Genomic DNA, 19082 nt, shown 5'->3' with positions numbered 1-19082 from the left:
CCGAGATATTTCTGCCATACCAGATTCCCTGATGTATCAAGTTTCAAAGCCCAGATATCCGAGTTTCCATGGTTTCCGGTTACATTACCATCATTAGAAGTGGAACATCCGTTCACCAGGTATCCTCCGTCAGTAGTCTGAATGACTGAATAGGGATAATCAAGCCCTGATCCCCCAAGGCAGTTTTGCCAGACAAGGGTTCCTGCCGAGTCCAGTTTCACTACCCAGATATCTAAGCCTCCATGATATCCGGTTACATTGCCATCATCTGAGTATGTCTTCCCATAGACCAGGAATCCTCCGTCTGTGGTCTGGATTGTCGTATATGAAACGTCATGCAAGGATCCTCCGAGACATTTCTGCCATACCAGATTCCCTGATGTATCAAGTTTCACTACCCAGATGTCGCGGCTCCCATGATGCCCTGACACATCACCATCATCTGAGTCAGTAGCTCCTCCGATCAGGTATCCCCCATCGCTCATCTGGATGACTGAATAGATTAACTCATACTCTGATCCCCCGAAGCATTTCTGCCATGTGATGTTTCCGGAAGCATCAAGTTTCACAATCCAGATATCAGATTTCCCATGGTTCCCGGTTACGTTGCCATCATTGGAAAAACTATGCCCTCCTGCCAGGTATCCTCCATCGGTGGTCTGGATAATTGAACTGATAACCTCAAAACCTGTTCCTCCGAGACATTTCTGCCATTGTAGGTTTTTTGATGCATCAAATTTTGCGATCCAGTAATCTGCCGATCCGTGATTTCCTGAAACATCTCCATCATTGGAGTATGAGTATCCACCCATCAGGTATCCCCCGTCTGATGTCTGGATCATTGCATAGGACTCTTCATCCTCTGACCCGCCAACGCACCTCTGCCAGGTGAGCTCTAGATCCGTGGTATTTACTCCGGAGCTTCCGGTTTCACTTCCGGCTGCCCGGGTGGATACCGCTGAAGAAACGCTGGTGGCATTTTTGACATCGGTGGCGTTATGTGCAGACTCACGTTCATGAGACCTGATATGCGGATAAGGATCCATCAGCAGATCGTCCTGATGGCCGATCCCTGGCATAATCCAGGATTCGTCAGAGATAGAGTCGTTCGCAGTTATCTGGTCCCTGACTGTCAGCGTAGTATCAGCTGATTCATTGGTATCTGCTGTGGCGTACCCGCATCCCGCAACACACATACACCCAATCAGCAGCAGGAGATACAGCCTGCTGCGTATGGTTGTATTCTCTCTCGTATTTTCGAAAAATACTGAAATATTCATGAATCCCCCTCATCTGTCAAGGTAATGAAAGATCCCCCCCGGGGTACCTCTCTGTTATCATATCTACTTCTTATTGGAAGAGCATTATATTATCTATCTGATATTATTTGAATCGGATAAAAGGGGAAAAACCTATCAGGTGACGGTTATGTATCCGCTTTTTTAATACCGTACCGTTCAGATTCTGCATCAGGAACCGGTACGCAGGATATTTGCATTCACCCCATCCATGAGATGACAGGAAATCAGTTATAATAGGTTAGTGAACCACTTGTATGACACCTCTTTTTCAACACAATCATGACTCATTCTTAACGCATATTGGATGGAATGATGATTGGGAAGAACTTTTTACGAAATTCCAGGGGCCGTACCTTCCTGGCCGGGTATGTGCTGCCCATAAAACCCGGTATGAGGTACTGACCGGAAAAGGCCCGCTGACGGTTCCCATATCCGGAGCACTCAGGACAAAAAAAGAGTTTCCGGTTGTAGGAGACTTTGTCGTGGTTCTGTTTCAGCCGGAGCAGGCAACAGAAATGATTGTCGCTATCCTTCCCAGGAAAACATCTCTCTCCCGTGGTGGTGCCGGAGAATCTGAAGGAGAACAGGTGCTTGCGGCAAATATCGACACGGTCTTCATAGTTACTGAACCGTGCCATGACTTCAGTATCCCCAGGCTGGAACGCTATCTGCTCATTACCCGGGATTCGGGAGCAAGACCTGTTATCATCCTGAATAAGGCTGATACATATGACGAGATATCAGGGAAGATCAATGAGATTCAATCAGAATTCGGTGATGTTGTGGTTATTGCTCTCAGTGCCCTGCAACAGACAGGGATTGACCAGCTCTCACCGTATCTGACTCCTGGAGAGACGGTGATCTTTTTAGGTTCTTCCGGAGTTGGAAAATCCACGCTGAATAACGCTCTTATTGGTATGTCTCTTCAAAAAACCGGCGATATCAGGGAGGATGACGGAAGAGGAAGACATACGACCACGGTCAGGCACCTGGTTGTGCTTCCTGACGGTGCAATTCTCATCGACACTCCCGGACTGCGGGAGATCAGGATCTGGACTGCAGGAAAACAGATTGATGAACTATTTACTGATGTGAATTATTTTGCCTCCCGGTGTAAGTTTTCGGACTGCACTCATCAGCATGAGCCAGGATGTGCTATCCAGAAAGCGATAGCAGATGGGTCACTCTCTTCAGAGCGGTTTTTACGGTACCGGAAGCTGGTGAAAGAGGCTGCATTTGAGAAGAATAAGGCAGAAATCGGTCTGAAACGACTTGAAAAACAGAAATTTATGGGGATCAGTATTCTTGCAAAGGAATACCGGGAGAAAAAGAAACTTGGAAAGAAAGCCAGTTCAGATGCAGGCGGGCTTGTTGAGTGGTAACCGACGGGATTCCGAGGGTCCGGAAAAAGAGGGTCTGTCAGGTGACGGTTATAAACCCGTTTTTCTCAATACTGCCTGAACTGACACTGTTCTGAGCAGTCAGGGTGACCGAATACGTTCCCTTCGCTGCATAGATATGGGTTACATTCTGCGAAGCAGCGATGGTTCCATCTCCGAGGCTCCAGAGCCATGATGTCGGGCTTCCTGTTGACTGATCGAGGAACGATACCTGCATCGGAGCAGCACCTGATGTCTGATCTGCTGAAAATGCTGCGGTAATCTCACCCGGAACCGGTGTCGGGGTAGGTGAGGGAACAACCCCGTCAGTTGCAGTCACGGCATTGGTCTGGGTGGCAATTCCTCCGGTCCAGTCGTTGGTTGCCCGGAGCGTAACCGGGTATCTTCCCGGGACTGTGTAGGTGTGGACCGGGTCCTGCTCGGTCGAACTTCCTCCGTCACCGAAATCCCATACAAATACAGTCGGATTTCCAAGCGACTGGTTGGTGAACTGAACGGTCAGGGGAACTGCTCCCCAGGTCGTGTTCATGGTAAAGAATGCATGGACCTGACCAGGAGTCGGCTGTCCTGTCGTTGCAAAGGTATGATTACTGGTGATCGTAGAGAACGTCCAGTTACTCACCGGACCCACGAGCACATGATCAACCGATACGTTCACGAGATCAGCACCCGGCTTTGCCTGTGCCAGGTACGTTGCGTTACTCTTCTCGATGTATGACGTGGTGCCCGAGGGATAGGAGATTGTCCATGAATCGGCAGTGGCAGTAACCGGATACTCTGCGGTCAGGAGAACCATCCAGACATCATAAGAGCCATGGTTTCCGACAACATCACCGTCATCAGAATCCGTCGATCCGCAGACCACGTAATTTCCATCCGGTGTCTGCACCATGAACTCAGGCCATTCGTAACTTGATCCCCCCAGACATCGCTGCCATACCAGATTTCTGGCAGCATCAAGTTTCACTACCCAGTAATCCATCTGTCCATGGAGTCCTGATACATCTCCATCGTCTGAGTAGGTCATTGCCCTGAGCAGGAACCCGCCATCTGTGGTCTGGAGAATTGAGCGTGGATAATCGTCATTAGTCCCTCCCAGACATTTCTGCCAGACCAGGGTTCCGGAAGCATCAAGATTTACAACCCATATATCACGCCCTCCATGGTTTCCGGTTACATTTGCATCATCTGACTCGGTATATCCATTAACGAGATAGCCACCGTCAGTGGTCTGGATTAGTGAATATGGCCATTCACCAGCTAACCCTCCCAGACAGGTCTGCCATGTCATATTTCCTGCCGAGTCCAGCTTCACTGCCCAGATATCTGTTTCTCCATGGTTTCCGGTTACATTACCATCAGTGGAGTAGGTATATCCGTTAACGAGATAGCCCCCGTCGGTGGTCTGAATGACTGAGTCGGAAATGTCATAATCTGAGCCTCCCAGACAGGTCTGCCATGTCATATTTCCTACCGAGTCCAGTTTTACGACCCAGATATCTGTTTCTCCATGATTTCCGGTTACATTACTATCAGTGGAATAGGTATTACCGTTAAAAAGATACCCCCCATCTGAAGTCTGTAAGAGGGAATATGCCTCTTCATTTCTCAAACCACCCAGACAGGTCTGCCATGTGATGTTTCCTGTAGTATCAAGTTTCACTGCCCAGAGATCAGAGTTACCATGATTTCCGGTCACATTGCCATCAATTGAGTAGGTCTGCCCTCCTACGAGATACCCACCGTCTGTGGTTTGGACGATTGAACAGGGAGATTCAGATCTGGATCCTCCGAGGCATTTCTGCCATGTGATGTTTCCTGCAGCATCAAGTTTCACTACCCAGATATCTGATCCCCCCTGATATCCGGAGACGTCTCCATCTTCTGAGTAGGTCTGCCCTCCTACCAGGTATCCCCCATCGGTGGTCTGGATGACAGAGTCGATTGAATCTTCATCAGTTCCTCCCAGACATTTCTGCCACTCCAGGTTTCTGGCAGCATCAAGTTTCACAACCCAGATATCATCCATCCATATGCCATGGCGTCCGGAGACGTCTCCGTCATCTGATTCGGCCTGTCCTCCTACCAGGAATCCTCCGTCGGTAGTGTTGATAACAGATACAGGCCAGTCATTTTGCGTTCCACCAAAGCATTTCTGCCCGGTGAGTTGGATATCAGCATCATTTCCTCCCGAACCAGTGGATTCACCTTCCGGTTCACCTACAGGCACAAGTGAAGAAGCGTTGCCGGTTATGGTATTAAGACCGGTATCATCTCTGAAAAACGGATATTCTTCTTTGAGACGTTCCACTGGTTCGATGCTTCCCGGCACCCTGGAGTCCTGATACGAATCATTTGCATCGCCATACACCCTGTTCCCGGTGATAGTGTCTGATGCAACTCCATCGTCTGCGACTCCATATCCCACCGTCGTAACGGTGACAACAAAGCAGAGGAGCAGCAGATAGATAATGGCACTCCTGGCGAAAAATCCCCCTGGTCTCGATAGATCTGATCTCGTCATCATTCCCCCATTTTTTGCACATCACGGGCGTATCGTAATTATGGAAGATACTCCCGTTACCCATATACCCAATTACATTAATCAATAATTATATTTTCTGTTTTATGTAATTGTCAGCAAAAAAATAAGGATAGATCAGGTAACCGTTATGTATCCGCTTTTTTTGGTACTGCCTGAACTGAGACTGTTCTGAGCGGTAATGCTGACTGAATAGGTTCCCTTCGTGGCATAGATATGGGTTACATTCGGCGAAGCAGCGATGGTTCCATCCCCGAGGTTCCAGAGCCATGATGTCGGATTCCCGGTTGACTGGTCGAGGAACGAGACCTGCACCGGAGCAGCACCTGATGTCCGGTCAGCTGAAAATGCTGCGGTGATCTCACCCGGTACCGGTGTCTGGGTTGGTGAGGGAACAACGCCGTCAGTTGCGGTTACGGCATTGGATAGTGTGGCAATCCCTCCGGTCCAGGTGTTTGTTGCCCTAAGCGTGACTGAATAGGTTCCCGGGGTCATATAGGTATGAACCGGATTCTGTTCTGTCGAACTCTGGCCGTCACCGAAATTCCATGAGAATGCAGTCGGATCTCCAAGCGACTGGTTGGTGAACTGAACGGTCAGAGGAACTGCTCCCCAAGTCGTGTTCTGGGTGAAGAATGCCTGAACCTGACCGGGAGTCGGCTGTCCTGTTGTTGTAAAGGTATGGTTGGAAGCGATAACCGAGAACGTCCAGTTGCTCACCGGACCGACCGGTTCGTCATCGACAGTGACGTTCACGAGATCGGCACCTGGTTTTGCCTGTGCGAGGTAAGTTGCGTTTGTGCCTTCAGCATATGACGTAATGCCTAGAGGATAGGCGACTGTCCATGAATCGGCAGTTGCATTGACCGGATGGCTTGCACCAAGGAGTGCCATCCAGATGTCAACGCCGCCATGATATCCTGCAACATTATCATCTGATGAATCTGTGAACCCACCGAACAGATATCTCCCATCAGCGGTCTGAATCATCCCCGCATTTGGTTCTTCAAATGATGATCCTCCAAGGCACTTCTGCCAGATCATATCTCCAGAGGAGTTTAGTTTTACAGCCCATATGTCAGCGTATCCATGGCTTCCGGCCACATCTCCATCATTGGAGTACGTAATCCCTCCCATGAGATACCCACCATCAGAAGTCTGGAAAACATTTTTCGGAAATTCGTAATCAGTTCCCCCAAGACATTTCTGCCAGGTCATATCTCCTGCCGAGTCAAGTTTAACAGCCCAAATGTCACCGGATCCATGGTTTCCAGTCACATTGGCATCATCCGATTCGGTAAATCCATTAACCAGATATCCCCTATCGGTTGTCTGGATCACCGACGGGGCACGCTCAGAACTGGTTCCTCCAAGGCATTTCTGCCAGGTCATATCTCCTGCCGAGTCAAGTTTTACTTCCCAGATATCTTCTTCTCCATGATTCCCTGAAACATTCCCATCGTTTGAGGCGGTACATCCGTTCACCAGATATCCTCCATCAGTGGTCTGGATCACTGAATAGGGATATTCAAATGATGTTCCCCCAAGGCATTTCTGCCAGGTTATATCTCCTGATGAATCCAGTTTTACTTCCCACATATCCCAGTTTCCATGATTTCCTGTTACATTCCCATCGTTTGAGTAGGTATATCCGTTCACCAGATATCCTCCGTCGGTGGTCTGGATCACTGAATAGGGATATTCATTATTGGTTCCCCCGAGGCACTTCTGCCATGTAATGTTTCCTGCCGAGTCCAGTTTCACTTCCCAGATATCATAACCTCCATGATTCCCTGAAACATCTCCGTTCGTAGAACTGGTGTATCCGTTCACCAGATATCCTCCGTCGGTGGTCTGGATCGCCGACAGGGCATGTTCAAACCTTGATCCTCCAAGACATTTCTGCCATGTAATGTTTCCTGCCGAGTCCAGTTTCACTTCCCAGATATCATAACCTCCATGATTCCCTGAAACATCCCCGTTCGTAGAACTGATGTATCCGTTCACCAGATATCCTCCATCGGTAGTCTGGATAATCGAGGAGGTATAATCATCATCAGATCCTCCCAGACACCGCTGCCAAACCATATTTCTGGACGAATCAAGTTTTACAATCCAAAGATCCATCCATCCATGAAATCCGGAGACATCTCCGTCATTGGAGTACGTATACCCTCCCATGAGGTACCCACCATCAGATGTCTGGATCATTTGGATAGACATATCATATGATGAACCTCCAAGGCACTTCTGCCAGATCAGTTGCAGATCCGTGGCGTTTTTTTCAGAACTTCCGATTTCGCTCACCTTTTTCGGCGTGGATACCGATGAAGAAACACTGGTGGCATTATGTGCAGACTCACGTTCATGAGATCTGATATGCGGGTACGGATTCATCAGTAGATCTTCAGGATACCCGATGTCTGGCATAAGCCCGGGATAATCAAAGATGGAATCGTTCGCAATTGTCTCCCTGATGGATGTTGAATTATCAGAAACTCCCTGGATTTCTGCAGTGGCATACCCACATCCTGCAACACATATACACCCGAACAGCAGCACGAGATACAGATTACTGTGTATCGGTGTGCTCGCCTTCTTCTTCTCAAAAAAAGCTGAATGTTTCATAGTTCTCCCGATTTGCCATGTCACGGAAAGACTCCCCTGACTCCCCCGCTCTAGTATCTACTTCTTATTGAGAGAGTATTATACTATCTATCTTATATAATCGGAAAAACAGAGGGGGAGGGGCAGTTGAGCCGATCACGTGACTGTTATGTACCCGCTTTTTTCGATGCTGCCTGAACTGAGACTGTTCTGAGCGATAAGGCTGACTGAGTAGGTTCCCTTCGTTGCATAGATATGAGTCACGTTCCGTGCTGTTGAGATGGTTCCATCCCCGAGGTTCCAGAGCCATGATGTCGGATTCCCGGTTGACTGATCGAGGAACGATACCTGCACCGGAGCAACACCTGATGTCCGGTCAGCTGAAAATGCTGCGGTGATCTCACCCGGTACCGGTGTCGGGGTTGGTGAAGGAACAACCCCGTCAGTTGCGGTTACGGCATTGGACAGTGTGGCAATCCCTCCGGTTACGGCGTTGGTTGCCCTGAGCGTGACCGAATAGGTTCCCGGGGTCATATAGGTATGAACCGGATTCTGTTCTGTCGAACTCTGACCGTCACCGAAACTCCATGAGAATGCAGTCGGATCTCCAAGCGACTGGTTGGTGAACTGAACGGTCAGGGGAACGGCTCCCCAGGTCGTGTTCTGGGTGAAGTATGCATGGACCTGACCGGGAGTCGGCTGTCCTGTCGTTGCAAAGGTATGATTCGCGGCTATCACCGAGAACGTCCAGTTGCTCACCTGACCTACCTGTTCGCCATCAACAGAGACGTTCACGAGATCCGCACCTGGTTTTGCCAGAGCCAGATAGGTTGCGTTTGTTCCTTCAGCGTATGATGTTGTACCAGGGGGATAGGCGACTGTCCATGAATCGGCAGTTGCATTGACTGGATGACTTGCACCCAGGAGAGTCATCCAGATATCTGATGCTCCATGATTTCCTGCAACATCTCCATCACCAGACAAGGTAATTCCGTTCACCAGATACTTGCCATCAGTGGTCTGTATAACTGAAATGGGATACTCATACCCTGATCCTCCGAGACATCTCTGCCATGTGATGTTTCCTGAACCATCAAGTTTTACCGCCCACATATCAGTTCCTCCGTGGTTTCCAGTCACATATTTGTCATTGGAGTAAGTACTTCCGCTTGCCAGGTATCCTCCATCGACAGACTGGATCAGTGCAGAGGGATCTTCGTAATATAACCCGCCGAGGCAGTTCTGCCAGTTTATATTCCCTGAAGTGTCAAGGTTTACGATCCAGATATCAGATTCGCCATGGTTTCCTGTAACATCACCATCAGTAGAAGTGGTATATCCGTTCACCAGGTATTCCCCGGACGGGGTCAGAATATCAGAAATGGAAAAGTCAAACTCTGATCCTCCGAGACATTTCTGCCATACCAGATCTCCTGAAGTATCAAGGTTCAGGATCCAGATATCAGCTTCTCCATGGTTTCCGGTCACATTGCCGTCATTGGAGTATGTAATTCCTCTGACGAGGTATCCTCCGTCAGGGGCCTGAATGACCGAATACCCGAATTCGTAATCTGATCCTCCGAGACATTTCTGCCATGTGATGTTTCCTGAACCATCAAGTTTTACTATCCAGATGTCGCGGTCTCCATGGTTTCCGGTTACATTGCCATCCTCAGAGTATGTACTCCCTGCAACCACGTATCCTCCATCAGAGGTATGAGTTATCTTACGTGAAATATCAGAACTTGATCCTCCAAGACATCTCTGCCATGTGATGTTTCCTGAACCATCAAGTTTTACTACCCAGATGTCATTGCTCCCATGATTTCCTGTAACATCGCCGTCATTGGAGCGTGTGTTTCCACCCACCAGGTATCCTCCGTCCGATGTCTGGATCAATGAATAAGGCTCTTCATCATATGATCCTCCGAGACATTTCTGCCATGCGATGTTTCCGGATGCATCAAGTTTTACTGCCCAGATATCTTCTTCTCCATGATATCCTGTAACATTTCCATCATTGGATGTGGTATATCCGACTGCCAGATATCCGCCGTCGGCAGACTGGACTGCGGTTTCAATCTGTTCATAGCCCGATCCTCCGAAACATTTCTGCCATACCACGTTTCGTGAAGCATCCAGTTTTATAATCCAGTAATCTGCTGATCCGTGATTTCCTGAAATATCTCCATCGAAGGACTGAGTGAATCCTCCGACCAGGTATCCGCCATCAGTAGTATTTGTCACAAACATGAGCTCTTCAATGTCTGATCCTCCAAGGCATTTCTGCCAGTTGAGTTCTATATCCGTGGTATTTACTCCTGAACTTCCGGTTACGCTCCCGCCAGGTGTGGATGCCGTTGAAATACCGCCGGTGGCATTTTTGGTATTGGTGTCAGTATGTACAAACTCTCTTCCCCGGGATCTGAAGTGAGGATATCCATTCTCCATGAGGTCTTCCTGATACCCGATGCCTGGCATAAGCCCTGAATCATCAAAGATAGAAGAGTTGGCGACTGTATGATCTGTCTGGGTCGCCTGGTCCCTGACTGGTGGCGGATTATCTGATACCCCCAGAGTATCTGCAGTGGCATACCCGCATCCTGCAACACATATGCACCCGATCAGCAGCACAAGATACAGGTTTCTGATTATCGCTGTACATTCTCTCTTCTTAAAAAAGTTAATATTTCTCATTGGTTTCCCACTGGCAGTTCACGGAAAAATCCCCCACATCATGAGTGATAAACTCCCCGTAATAGTATCTAGTCTTTTTCGGAGGCTATTATAATTTTTGTAGGATATATGTCAGGTTCTCAATACGTGGATTATCATGGAAAATTCGGTCTCATGAAAATAATACCAAACAGATTTTAAGGGCATTCAACTGTTTCTGATAGTAATACCCAGTGTTCTGTCAGTAACTGACAGGTGTTAACCGTTAAAATAACGTTTCAGTTATTCTGATAACCGGTAAAGCACGCTCTCAAGCGGTATTTCGTTCTGAACTGGTTAACCGAATCAGGATCTTCTCTTACCGTGTCTTGTAAAAAAGGAAGAGGAGTGACACCAAAGATGCCATATCGTGTCATAGAGATTGAGGAGTCCATTCACTCATTCAAGGTTTAATTTTGTAATACAAGGTAGGTATACCCATATTCGTCAGGATATTTCCGACGAATCTCCATCTCCTGTTCAAATCCCTGTATGATACCCAGTGCATCCTGATTGGTTGCATATTTCTCTTTTAACCGGGGGATTTGTTCAGATAGTGGAGTATAAAAGTAGTTCCACCATCCTTCTTTAGGAAGTCTGAATGAATTGATAACCTTAAAACCTGCAGATCTGGCAATCTCTTTGGCCCCTGCTTCTGATGGTATGTTAGGATCTACCATAGCAAAGAAATCCCTGCATTCATCTGAAGGGGTATCAGTAAACCAGGTTAGATCAGAGAACACCAGATATCCACCCGGCTTAACAAATTTTTTCCAATAGTTCAGAGCAGCAGGGATTCCCATAATAAACGAACAACCTTCAGCCCAGATGATATCAAATGACTTTTCTTCAAAAGGGAGGCTATCCATCGAAGCCTGTTGAGTTACGATCCTCCCATCAAGACCAGAATTTTTGGCTCTTTTACGCAGTTCATCGAGAAATGGTTGATGAAGATCAGTTGCCGTAATCTGACTATGCGGAAAATTCTTAGCCACAGTAAGGGTTTGCATGCCGGATCCGCATCCGATGTCCAGAATTTTCCCGTCTTTGAAAGAAGGGGGAATTGCAGAACATGCAAGAATCGTTGATTCATCTAATCCCGGACCTTGTCTGGGTAATCCTTCAAACATTGTTGAGATAAGTGTAATGTCCATTATAAGAGGGTTAAAATGAAGAGATTATATCCTTTCTGGTAAAAATGAGCGAAATGTGGAGGATTTGAATCTGAATGAGGTTTTATCATTATCCATACGGTGTTGGATGTAACCATGATTCAATCGCTTAAAGCGAGTACCAGGGGAAATCTGAATGATGAAAATTTATGACTATGATCTACCTTCGACAGGGTAAATTGAAACTGAACTTACCCACATGAAACGGCGAAGAGCCTAAATTAGCAAGTTGGCTTGGAATTCAATTAAACCAACAAAGAAAATCTATGTGAAGATTCCAAGAAATACGTGCATTGAAGAGATTTTAAAGTTGTTACGAGAAGCAGCAGTAGTTCTTCAGGAACCAGATCCAAAAAATGGTTGACCCGGTACTGAGAGACCGGGTTTTTCATGACAGATTAGATTGAGATCTTTCTGAACAGAAACGTTCCGATAACCGTCATGGCACAGGCGAATCCGCCAATGACAAGGAGACTCATTATCGGACTGATCTGACTTGTACCGGTCAGACCATATCTGATCCCTTCAACCCCGTATGTGAGTGGATCAAACATCGTTACCGGGGACAGCCAGGATGGAAGTGAACTTATCGGGAACAATGCTCCTGAAAGGCCAAATATCGGGAATATTACAAAGTTCATGATAAGTTGAAACCCTGTCATATCCTCCATTCGTGATGCTATTGCAATACCAAATGCGGTAAAGGATATACCGATAAGCACCATGAACCCGAGTGCTATCAAAAATCCGAGAACACTCTGAACCTTCAGTCCCACAAAGAGCGAGATGACCATGATCATAATACCCTGAATGACCGCAGTTGTTGCACCACCAAAGGTCTGACCAAGCATGATCTCAAGTCTTGTTACCGGGGCAACAAGTGTCTCTTTTAAAAACCCAAACTGCTTGTCCCAGATGATCTGAATCCCGGAAAATACGGACGTGAAGAGCACACTCATTGCTACCATTCCGGGAATCAGGAACTGGATATAATTCTCTCCAAGTCTGGGGATATTCACAACCGAGTTAAGACCAAATCCCAGGAAGAGCAGGAAGAACAGAGGCATGCTGATGCTTCCGATTATCCGGCTCTTGGATCGCATATACCGGATCATGTTTCGAAGCCAGATCGTGTAGATGATATCCATTTAGTGCCTCCTCATCCGGAGATGTCTTCGCATCATCTCTTTCTTGTCGCTCTCTTCTTCCCGGATTTTTTTACCGGTGTATGAGAGAAAGACATCCTCCAAAGTTGGTTTGTGAATTGATACCGATGTTATCGTAATCTGGTGCTTATTCAGGATGGTGATGATCTCGCTGATATGCTGCTCTGCATTCTGTAGGCTAATTCTGACCTCGTCATTATAGATCTCAAGACGATTTATCCAGGGTTCAGTAAGGATCTTTGAGGCCTTTTCAAACTCGGGGGTTGTTATCGTTATGATGTCCCCACCGATTCCATTTTTCAGGTTATCAGGAGTATCGAGTGCAATGATGGTTCCATGGTCGATGATTGCAATCCGGTCACAGAGCCGGTCTGCCTCTTCCATGTAATGTGTTGTTAGAATGATGGAGATATTCTTCTCTTTGCTCAACGTTGCAATGTACTGCCAGAGATGATTCCGTGTCTGCGGGTCAAGACCCAACGTTGGTTCGTCGAGGAACAGAACGGACGGATGATGAAGTAGGCCCCGGGCAATCTCAAGCCTTCGCCTCATGCCACCAGAGAATGTCTTCACGATATCATTCTTTCTTTCATGCAACTCCACCAACCGAAGCAGCTCATCTATCCGTTGCTTCCGTATTTCAGGTGGAATCCGGTAGAGTCGTCCATGAAAGTCCATGTTTTCAGCAGCGGTTAGTTCCTCATCAAGGCTCTGATCCTGAAAAACGATACCAATTGCCTTTCTGACACCATCCTGGTCCTTTTCGATATCTTTTCCCTGGACTGTTGCAAAACCTGAGGTTGGTTGCTGCATGGTTGCTAGCATTGAGAGGGTAGTTGTTTTCCCAGCTCCATTCGGGCCAAGGAAGCCAAATATCTCTCCCTGCTGTATCTCAAAAGAGATATGATTTACCGCAACGAGCTCGTTGAATTTTTTTGTCAGGTCCTGTACCACAATAGCGGTTGTCATTCGGTTTTCCTGTGGGTATGGGGAGAATTATATTGGAATATCTGGCCCTGCATACTTAATTTGACACGAACAGATATCTAAAAATGATCAGGAACTGCCTAATCATTGAGAGATCCAGAACGTGATATTATCCTGATATCAGGCCTCATTTTCTGTTGATTTGACAGTATCATTGATCCTGTTAATTTTTTGACTGATGTTTTGTAGCAACCTTGAGTGAGGTGCCAGTTTGTCATCTGACAAATCTTCAAGGTATGACAGATTATTGTCTATTTCACTCAGGATTCCTTCAATAGAGTTAGGGTGATTTGTGCATCCGGTATTAAACATACTTATCTCCTCTCGTCCTGCATCGGTAAGTTCGTACTTGCGATCTTCCCTTTTTGTTAACAGATTTTCTTCGACTGCTTTACTGAGTAATGGGTAGATAGATCCTGGGGAGGGTTTCCAGTGTCCGTGACTCATTACATCGATAGCATCCATGAGCTCAGCCCCGTTCTTTGGACCTTCACTAAGGAGATGGAGCACCAGAATTTTGAGCCCTCCATATCCCCTTAAATGACCAATCCGATGAAACCTCCTCATGAATGAACTCATTATTTCCCGATTGTCTCTCATGTTGATCACGACGAAACGATATCCGATATCCGATATCGACAATGCGATATTGGATCCTGGAATATAAAAAAATATTCTTCCATCGGTTTAACAGTCAATGATCTGATATCAACAGAGATGATTTCAGGCTGTGTTCCTAAAAAATTATGATACCCCTTTAGCGTGAATGTGCCACCTACTCACGACAAACGACCGTGTCCCAGACAAGGGAATTGATCGCTTCAATGCAGAGGTTGAGATTGGTCTTTACCTCATTGGATTCTCCGTAATATTCATCCGAAATTGGTGGAGGGATGTCACCCTTTGAGATGCGACCCAGGTAGTCAGCTGTGATATGAAGAGGGTTCACCACAGAATCAAACGCTGTATTGATGTTCTCAACAATGTGGAGAAATTCACCTCGGTGTCTGGTACCATCTCCCCTGATTGTGAGTTTTCCCTGAATTGCAGAGGCAGAGAGCAGTGATGTATCCTCAACCAGATTATGTATTGAATCACTTACTCTTTCAAGAGATTTTGAGATGCCCATAAATTGTTCTCTGATATTCCTGGTATCGTCATCTCCTGCCGGGATTTGAAGGATATTTGAGGTGTTCCCATCTGCGAGAGATTCTAAATTGTCAGATATCATCCGGAGTGATGTTTCTAGATAAGCACTCGCCTTATCCATCCCCATCTGATCTGGAACACGTCCTTCGATCTCCATACTCGGTTACCATCAGACATGGGTTACCCTGAATTGGATCTGATGCAAGCTGACTTTACAGGTGATAAGGCGGGATTTGAGGGTCTGATGAGTCCATTCAACAATGATTTTCTCACCTGCCAAAGCCTTACTGACATGACTTCTGAGTAGATCTGCCGATATCTTTCTATCTGGTTGTTTTTCTTGAAATATGGTTGAATATGGTTTTTTAAGGTGATTTACTGTTTTTTCTGCATCAAAAAGTTTCAGGGTAGCCTGATTGCAATAGACAAAGATACCATCTTCCACTATCTGAATCGCATATGGTATCTCATCAAGCAATGAGAACTGATCTGAAATCTTTTCATTTGATGATGGATTCTGACTCATGATGTCTTCCTGATTATGATACAACGGACAGCATCTTTTGATTAAATCTACTCATAACGTTGAAGGGATTATCCATATTGATTCTCACCAGAGTGAACATCACAAGATAATGAATTACTATACAGAGATTTAGTAAAAATTCTTTCATTCGGCATGAGCAAGAATTCGTACGGGAACTCCAATTAAAACATGATGGATTCATATTCATCCTTCTTTCTCATGCTCCGTCACGATTTCGAAAAACTTAATGCCCAATCTCGATTTATTTATTGGGCCGTTTCTCCTTCCTGAAATGATACATCTAATGCCACTTGTTTCGTTCGGGATACGATTTATTTGGTTGATCACATCAGAAATGGACATTACGCATTGGAAAATCAGGTGCTCAAGCGATATCTTTACAAAAAGGAATTTCTTAGAATCAAGATCGGTAGTTATGGCCCACGTTTCATCTTCAGACCAACGATGAGCATCTCAATAGATGCGGTAAGTTCTCCAATCTCATCATTAGTTGCTTCTGGCAGTTGAGCATCGAAATTTCCTGATGTTACCTTATCTGCAACATCTTTGAGTTGCATGATTGGTGATGCAATATATCTGGTGAAGATGAGTGCGATAATGATGGAAATCAGGAGCATGATGATAGTGCCGATGATATACAGATTTTTCAGGTCATTCATCGTGTCCTGTGATTGTTTCATCTTCTGGTCCAGGAGCGTTCTCTGGGATTTTTCAAAAGCCTCTACTTTTTTATTAAATTTTGATTCATCAAAAATATCTTCCCCGATGAACATGGTCTCCCTGACATGTTTATCATTGGGATCCACGGTCTTTGGATCAAACATGGGATATGTCAGTGTCTTATAAAGACCTGAAGATTCATGAACCGTTCCTGTTGCTGCTGATTTGGTTGCTTCAATGGTTACAACCCAGGTATTTGCTATTGCACTCTTGTTAACCGATAAATCGTCAATTATTGCCTGATCCTCAGCACTTAATCTGACATTCCGGGTCGCAGCGATCAGTTTCTCAAATTGTTGATCCCAGGTTTTCTTATGTCCATAAAATGCATCAAGCCTTTTTTCGGTAGGCTGATAGGCATACTCCCACATTTCCAACTGGGTATGATAGTTTTCTTCAGAGAAACTCAGAGCAGCGGTAGTTACCTCACTGATCCTGCTGATCTCATCCTCATTTTGAGAGATTACGGTTGAGACATTGGTGAATAAAATAATGCCAAAGATCCCCATAATCAGGGTAACCAGAATAAATCCGGTAATTAATTTCCCTCCAATTTTCATCTGATTCACCCCCTAATTGAATCGAATTCTTTCGCTTTCTCTTCACCAAAGAATGCAGCAACTTTTTCCCGGCATCTCTCCACGCAATTGTCTTCACTCATTGTTAACACAAGTTTCGCTGAAGCAGGCCCGAATATACTACCCATCAGTTCCTGGCATTTCTCTTTTTTTGTCATCACTCAGTACCTTTTTATGAATGTGACATGCCTGACCGGGATCGTCCTTTCTTAATGATTTGTATCATATCCACCACACTCAGACACTAATGATATATTGTAGTGAAGGTGCACCTGATAAAAGGTTCGTCTCGGAATAATGAGGAAAAAAGGAGATAAATTCATAACATTCTATATAATGCGTTATCAGGGATCCGGATCATGAGCAACGGGGTTGGTATGATACCTTCACCGGGTTTTTCAACTAATCAGGGCAGGAAGTGTTCTGAACTATTCCAGAGGATATCGGTAGATCAGCCCGGTCTTTATGGTTAATAAGAGAGTTGGAGATCGAGAGGAAACTCTCATATTGCCTTATTATCTACTCGTTTTAAACGCGATTGAGATCATCGAACTCCTGCTGCCAGCGTTCAATCAGGGAATCCGGGGTGTCCTTATAAAATGCGATATACAGGGGCACACTCTTCCAGGAATTTATCAACATAAGTTGATTCAGATCTGCTCCAAACGCTTCCCGACCATCGTTGTACATGTTCCGCGTTCCAAGCCATATGTCAGCCTTTCCATGGAGAACTGCATCTATCGCCTCGGCATCGGTTGATACTGGCAATAGGTTGGTGATGTTTGCATCCTTCAGCATATGATGCCGGGCTGTCTCCTTTGGCACCGCGATTATCCCTGCACCAGAGATATCCTCCAGTGAACTGACATTCATCACTTCAGAAGAACGGCAGTAAAATGCATATTCCATCTGATCAACCGGCCCTACCCATTTAAACAGAGGGGTGCGGTTTGATGTCTGAACAATAGGGAAGATGGCTGTATTGGGGGTTGACAATACATTCTCATATGCTGATGACCAGTCTCGAAGATCCAGGGTATACTTTGTCTGGGTTCTGTCTGCCAGGTGTTGAACGAGGAGAACCATACTCCCGTTGATCTCTCCGGTCTGATTTATATATGAGAAGGGGGGGTTGCTTTCCGTATATACAGTGATGGGATCTGAACGTGTCTCCGGCTGATCTGCACCCACTGGTAGAGAAGCTGATAATAATCCCGTAATTGCAAGGCATACGAGAAATGTGAGAGAAGTTATCGAAAGGTTGAATGATTCAGTTTTCATAGGACCCTAATAACTACGCCTTTATACCGTAATAGGAATAGTGAGAAGTGAACATCTATTGTCTGGATTCACCTATTGTTATTTACTTTCTTGTCAGTAATATCACGTGAAATACCAATCAACTCAATTTTTCCTGTCTCTTCATTTTCTGAAAAATAAGAGCAGATATCAGTCCAGATAACACTTCCTGATCTGGTTACAACCTGGAGTTCATCTGAGTAATACACCGGCTGATTTTTAGTCTGCAGAAAGTGATGATATCGTGTCTCACAGACAGATATGAGATCTAGTACCCTATCCTGAGAGATAATCTTTTCAATACCTTTACCCTGCAACTCTTCCGGAGTCCATCCCAGTAATGTGGTAACCGAAGGACTGATGTACCTGGGCTGATGGGAGATCGGATCGATGATCCATACTACATCCCGAATGGATTCGGCTAATCTCCGATATTGTTGCTTATTTCGTTCAATCTTTTTAGCGAATTGAAGATGAGAGGAGATATCTCTGGAGGCTCCGAGCAACTGGGTTATAGATCCTTCCTGATCCCGGATCCCGGTGATCACGGTATGCATCGGAACTATCGTGGAATCAGGCCGTATCAGATCAATCCTTGATTCATAATACGCAGGTTTTTTTCCGTCCCGATAGTCTTTGAGATAGTAGAGATAATTCCGGGTGATCTCGAGATACGATTCCAGAGTCATTAATTCGGTCACTGGTTGTATAAGAACCAGTTCTGGAGATACTCCCAGGAGACGCTCTATCGAAGGGCTGATATATGTTAACTTCTGGGTATTGATATCAAAAATCCAGATAACATCCTGAGTGTTATCAGCAAGAAGGCGATAAAGTTCTTCGCTCCGTCGTATCTTCTCCTCTGCCTTTCTTTGGTCACTGACATCCCTGATGACGGT

The 19082-nt window shown here is 45.8% G+C and carries 14 protein-coding genes and 1 pseudogene; 1 reads left to right on the top strand and 14 read right to left on the bottom strand.

The genetic code is table 11. From position 1 onward, the window contains the following. Positions 1-1280 (bottom strand): annotated as a pseudogene (locus LUQ50_RS09910) (hypothetical protein); the annotation flags it as partial. Between the two features lie 275 nt (positions 1281-1555). Here LUQ50_RS09910 and rsgA point away from each other — a divergent pair. Then, positions 1556-2683: a ribosome small subunit-dependent GTPase A gene (gene rsgA, locus LUQ50_RS09905; protein ID WP_300039673.1), complete on the top strand. Its 1128-nt coding sequence runs from the start codon at positions 1556-1558 to the stop codon at positions 2681-2683. Between the two features lie 37 nt (positions 2684-2720). Here the strand turns inward: rsgA and LUQ50_RS09900 are convergent, their stop codons facing one another. The 13 genes from LUQ50_RS09900 to LUQ50_RS09840 form a co-directional block, all read right to left on the bottom strand. Beyond that, positions 2721-5228 carry a PKD domain-containing protein gene (locus tag LUQ50_RS09900; protein ID WP_300039672.1) on the bottom strand — a complete coding sequence of 836 codons (2508 nt, stop codon included), beginning with the start codon at positions 5226-5228 and terminating at the stop codon, positions 2721-2723. A 132-nt stretch (positions 5229-5360) separates the two neighbouring features. Continuing rightward, on the bottom strand, positions 5361-7871 hold the full coding sequence (locus tag LUQ50_RS09895; protein WP_300039671.1) for a PKD domain-containing protein: 2511 nt from the start codon (positions 7869-7871) through the stop codon (positions 5361-5363). Between the two features lie 135 nt (positions 7872-8006). After that, complete coding sequence (locus LUQ50_RS09890) at positions 8007-10547, bottom strand: PKD domain-containing protein (RefSeq protein ID WP_300039670.1); 2541 nt, start codon at positions 10545-10547, stop codon at positions 8007-8009. Positions 10548-10975: 428 nt separating this feature from the next. Continuing rightward, entirely contained in the window at positions 10976-11719 is a 744-nt protein-coding gene (locus LUQ50_RS09885; protein WP_300039669.1) for a class I SAM-dependent methyltransferase, read from the bottom strand. A 416-nt stretch (positions 11720-12135) separates the two neighbouring features. Beyond that, entirely contained in the window at positions 12136-12885 is a 750-nt protein-coding gene (locus tag LUQ50_RS09880) for an ABC transporter permease (protein WP_300039668.1), read from the bottom strand. After that, positions 12886-13872 (bottom strand): ATP-binding cassette domain-containing protein, encoded by a 987-nt coding sequence (locus LUQ50_RS09875; RefSeq protein ID WP_300039667.1) that lies wholly within the window; start codon positions 13870-13872, stop codon positions 12886-12888. Positions 13873-14010: 138 nt separating this feature from the next. Then, on the bottom strand, positions 14011-14469 hold the full coding sequence (locus tag LUQ50_RS09870; protein WP_300039666.1) for a PadR family transcriptional regulator: 459 nt from the start codon (positions 14467-14469) through the stop codon (positions 14011-14013). A gap of 196 nt (positions 14470-14665) precedes the next feature. After that, positions 14666-15196 carry a hypothetical protein gene (locus LUQ50_RS09865; RefSeq protein ID WP_300039665.1) on the bottom strand — a complete coding sequence of 177 codons (531 nt, stop codon included), beginning with the start codon at positions 15194-15196 and terminating at the stop codon, positions 14666-14668. Positions 15197-15208: 12 nt separating this feature from the next. Continuing rightward, complete coding sequence (locus LUQ50_RS09860) at positions 15209-15565, bottom strand: hypothetical protein (protein WP_300039664.1); 357 nt, start codon at positions 15563-15565, stop codon at positions 15209-15211. Between the two features lie 434 nt (positions 15566-15999). Beyond that, positions 16000-16866 carry a HAMP domain-containing protein gene (locus LUQ50_RS09855; RefSeq protein WP_300039663.1) on the bottom strand — a complete coding sequence of 289 codons (867 nt, stop codon included), beginning with the start codon at positions 16864-16866 and terminating at the stop codon, positions 16000-16002. A 5-nt stretch (positions 16867-16871) separates the two neighbouring features. Further along, positions 16872-17042: a hypothetical protein gene (locus tag LUQ50_RS09850; protein ID WP_300039662.1), complete on the bottom strand. Its 171-nt coding sequence runs from the start codon at positions 17040-17042 to the stop codon at positions 16872-16874. Between the two features lie 370 nt (positions 17043-17412). Continuing rightward, positions 17413-18165, bottom strand: a complete 753-nt coding sequence (locus LUQ50_RS09845; protein WP_300039660.1) for an ABC transporter substrate-binding protein — start codon at positions 18163-18165, stop codon at positions 17413-17415. 68 nt (positions 18166-18233) lie between these two features. Continuing rightward, positions 18234-19082: PAS domain-containing protein (locus tag LUQ50_RS09840; RefSeq protein ID WP_300039658.1), on the bottom strand; the 849-nt coding region annotated here is incomplete at its 5' end.

The sequence above is a fragment of the Methanospirillum sp. genome, assembly GCF_028679455.1.
In the GTDB taxonomy this organism is placed as follows: domain Archaea; phylum Halobacteriota; class Methanomicrobia; order Methanomicrobiales; family Methanospirillaceae; genus Methanospirillum.
The sequence above is the reverse complement of the archived record's forward strand: the minus strand, read 5'-3'. Positions and strand labels throughout refer to the sequence as shown.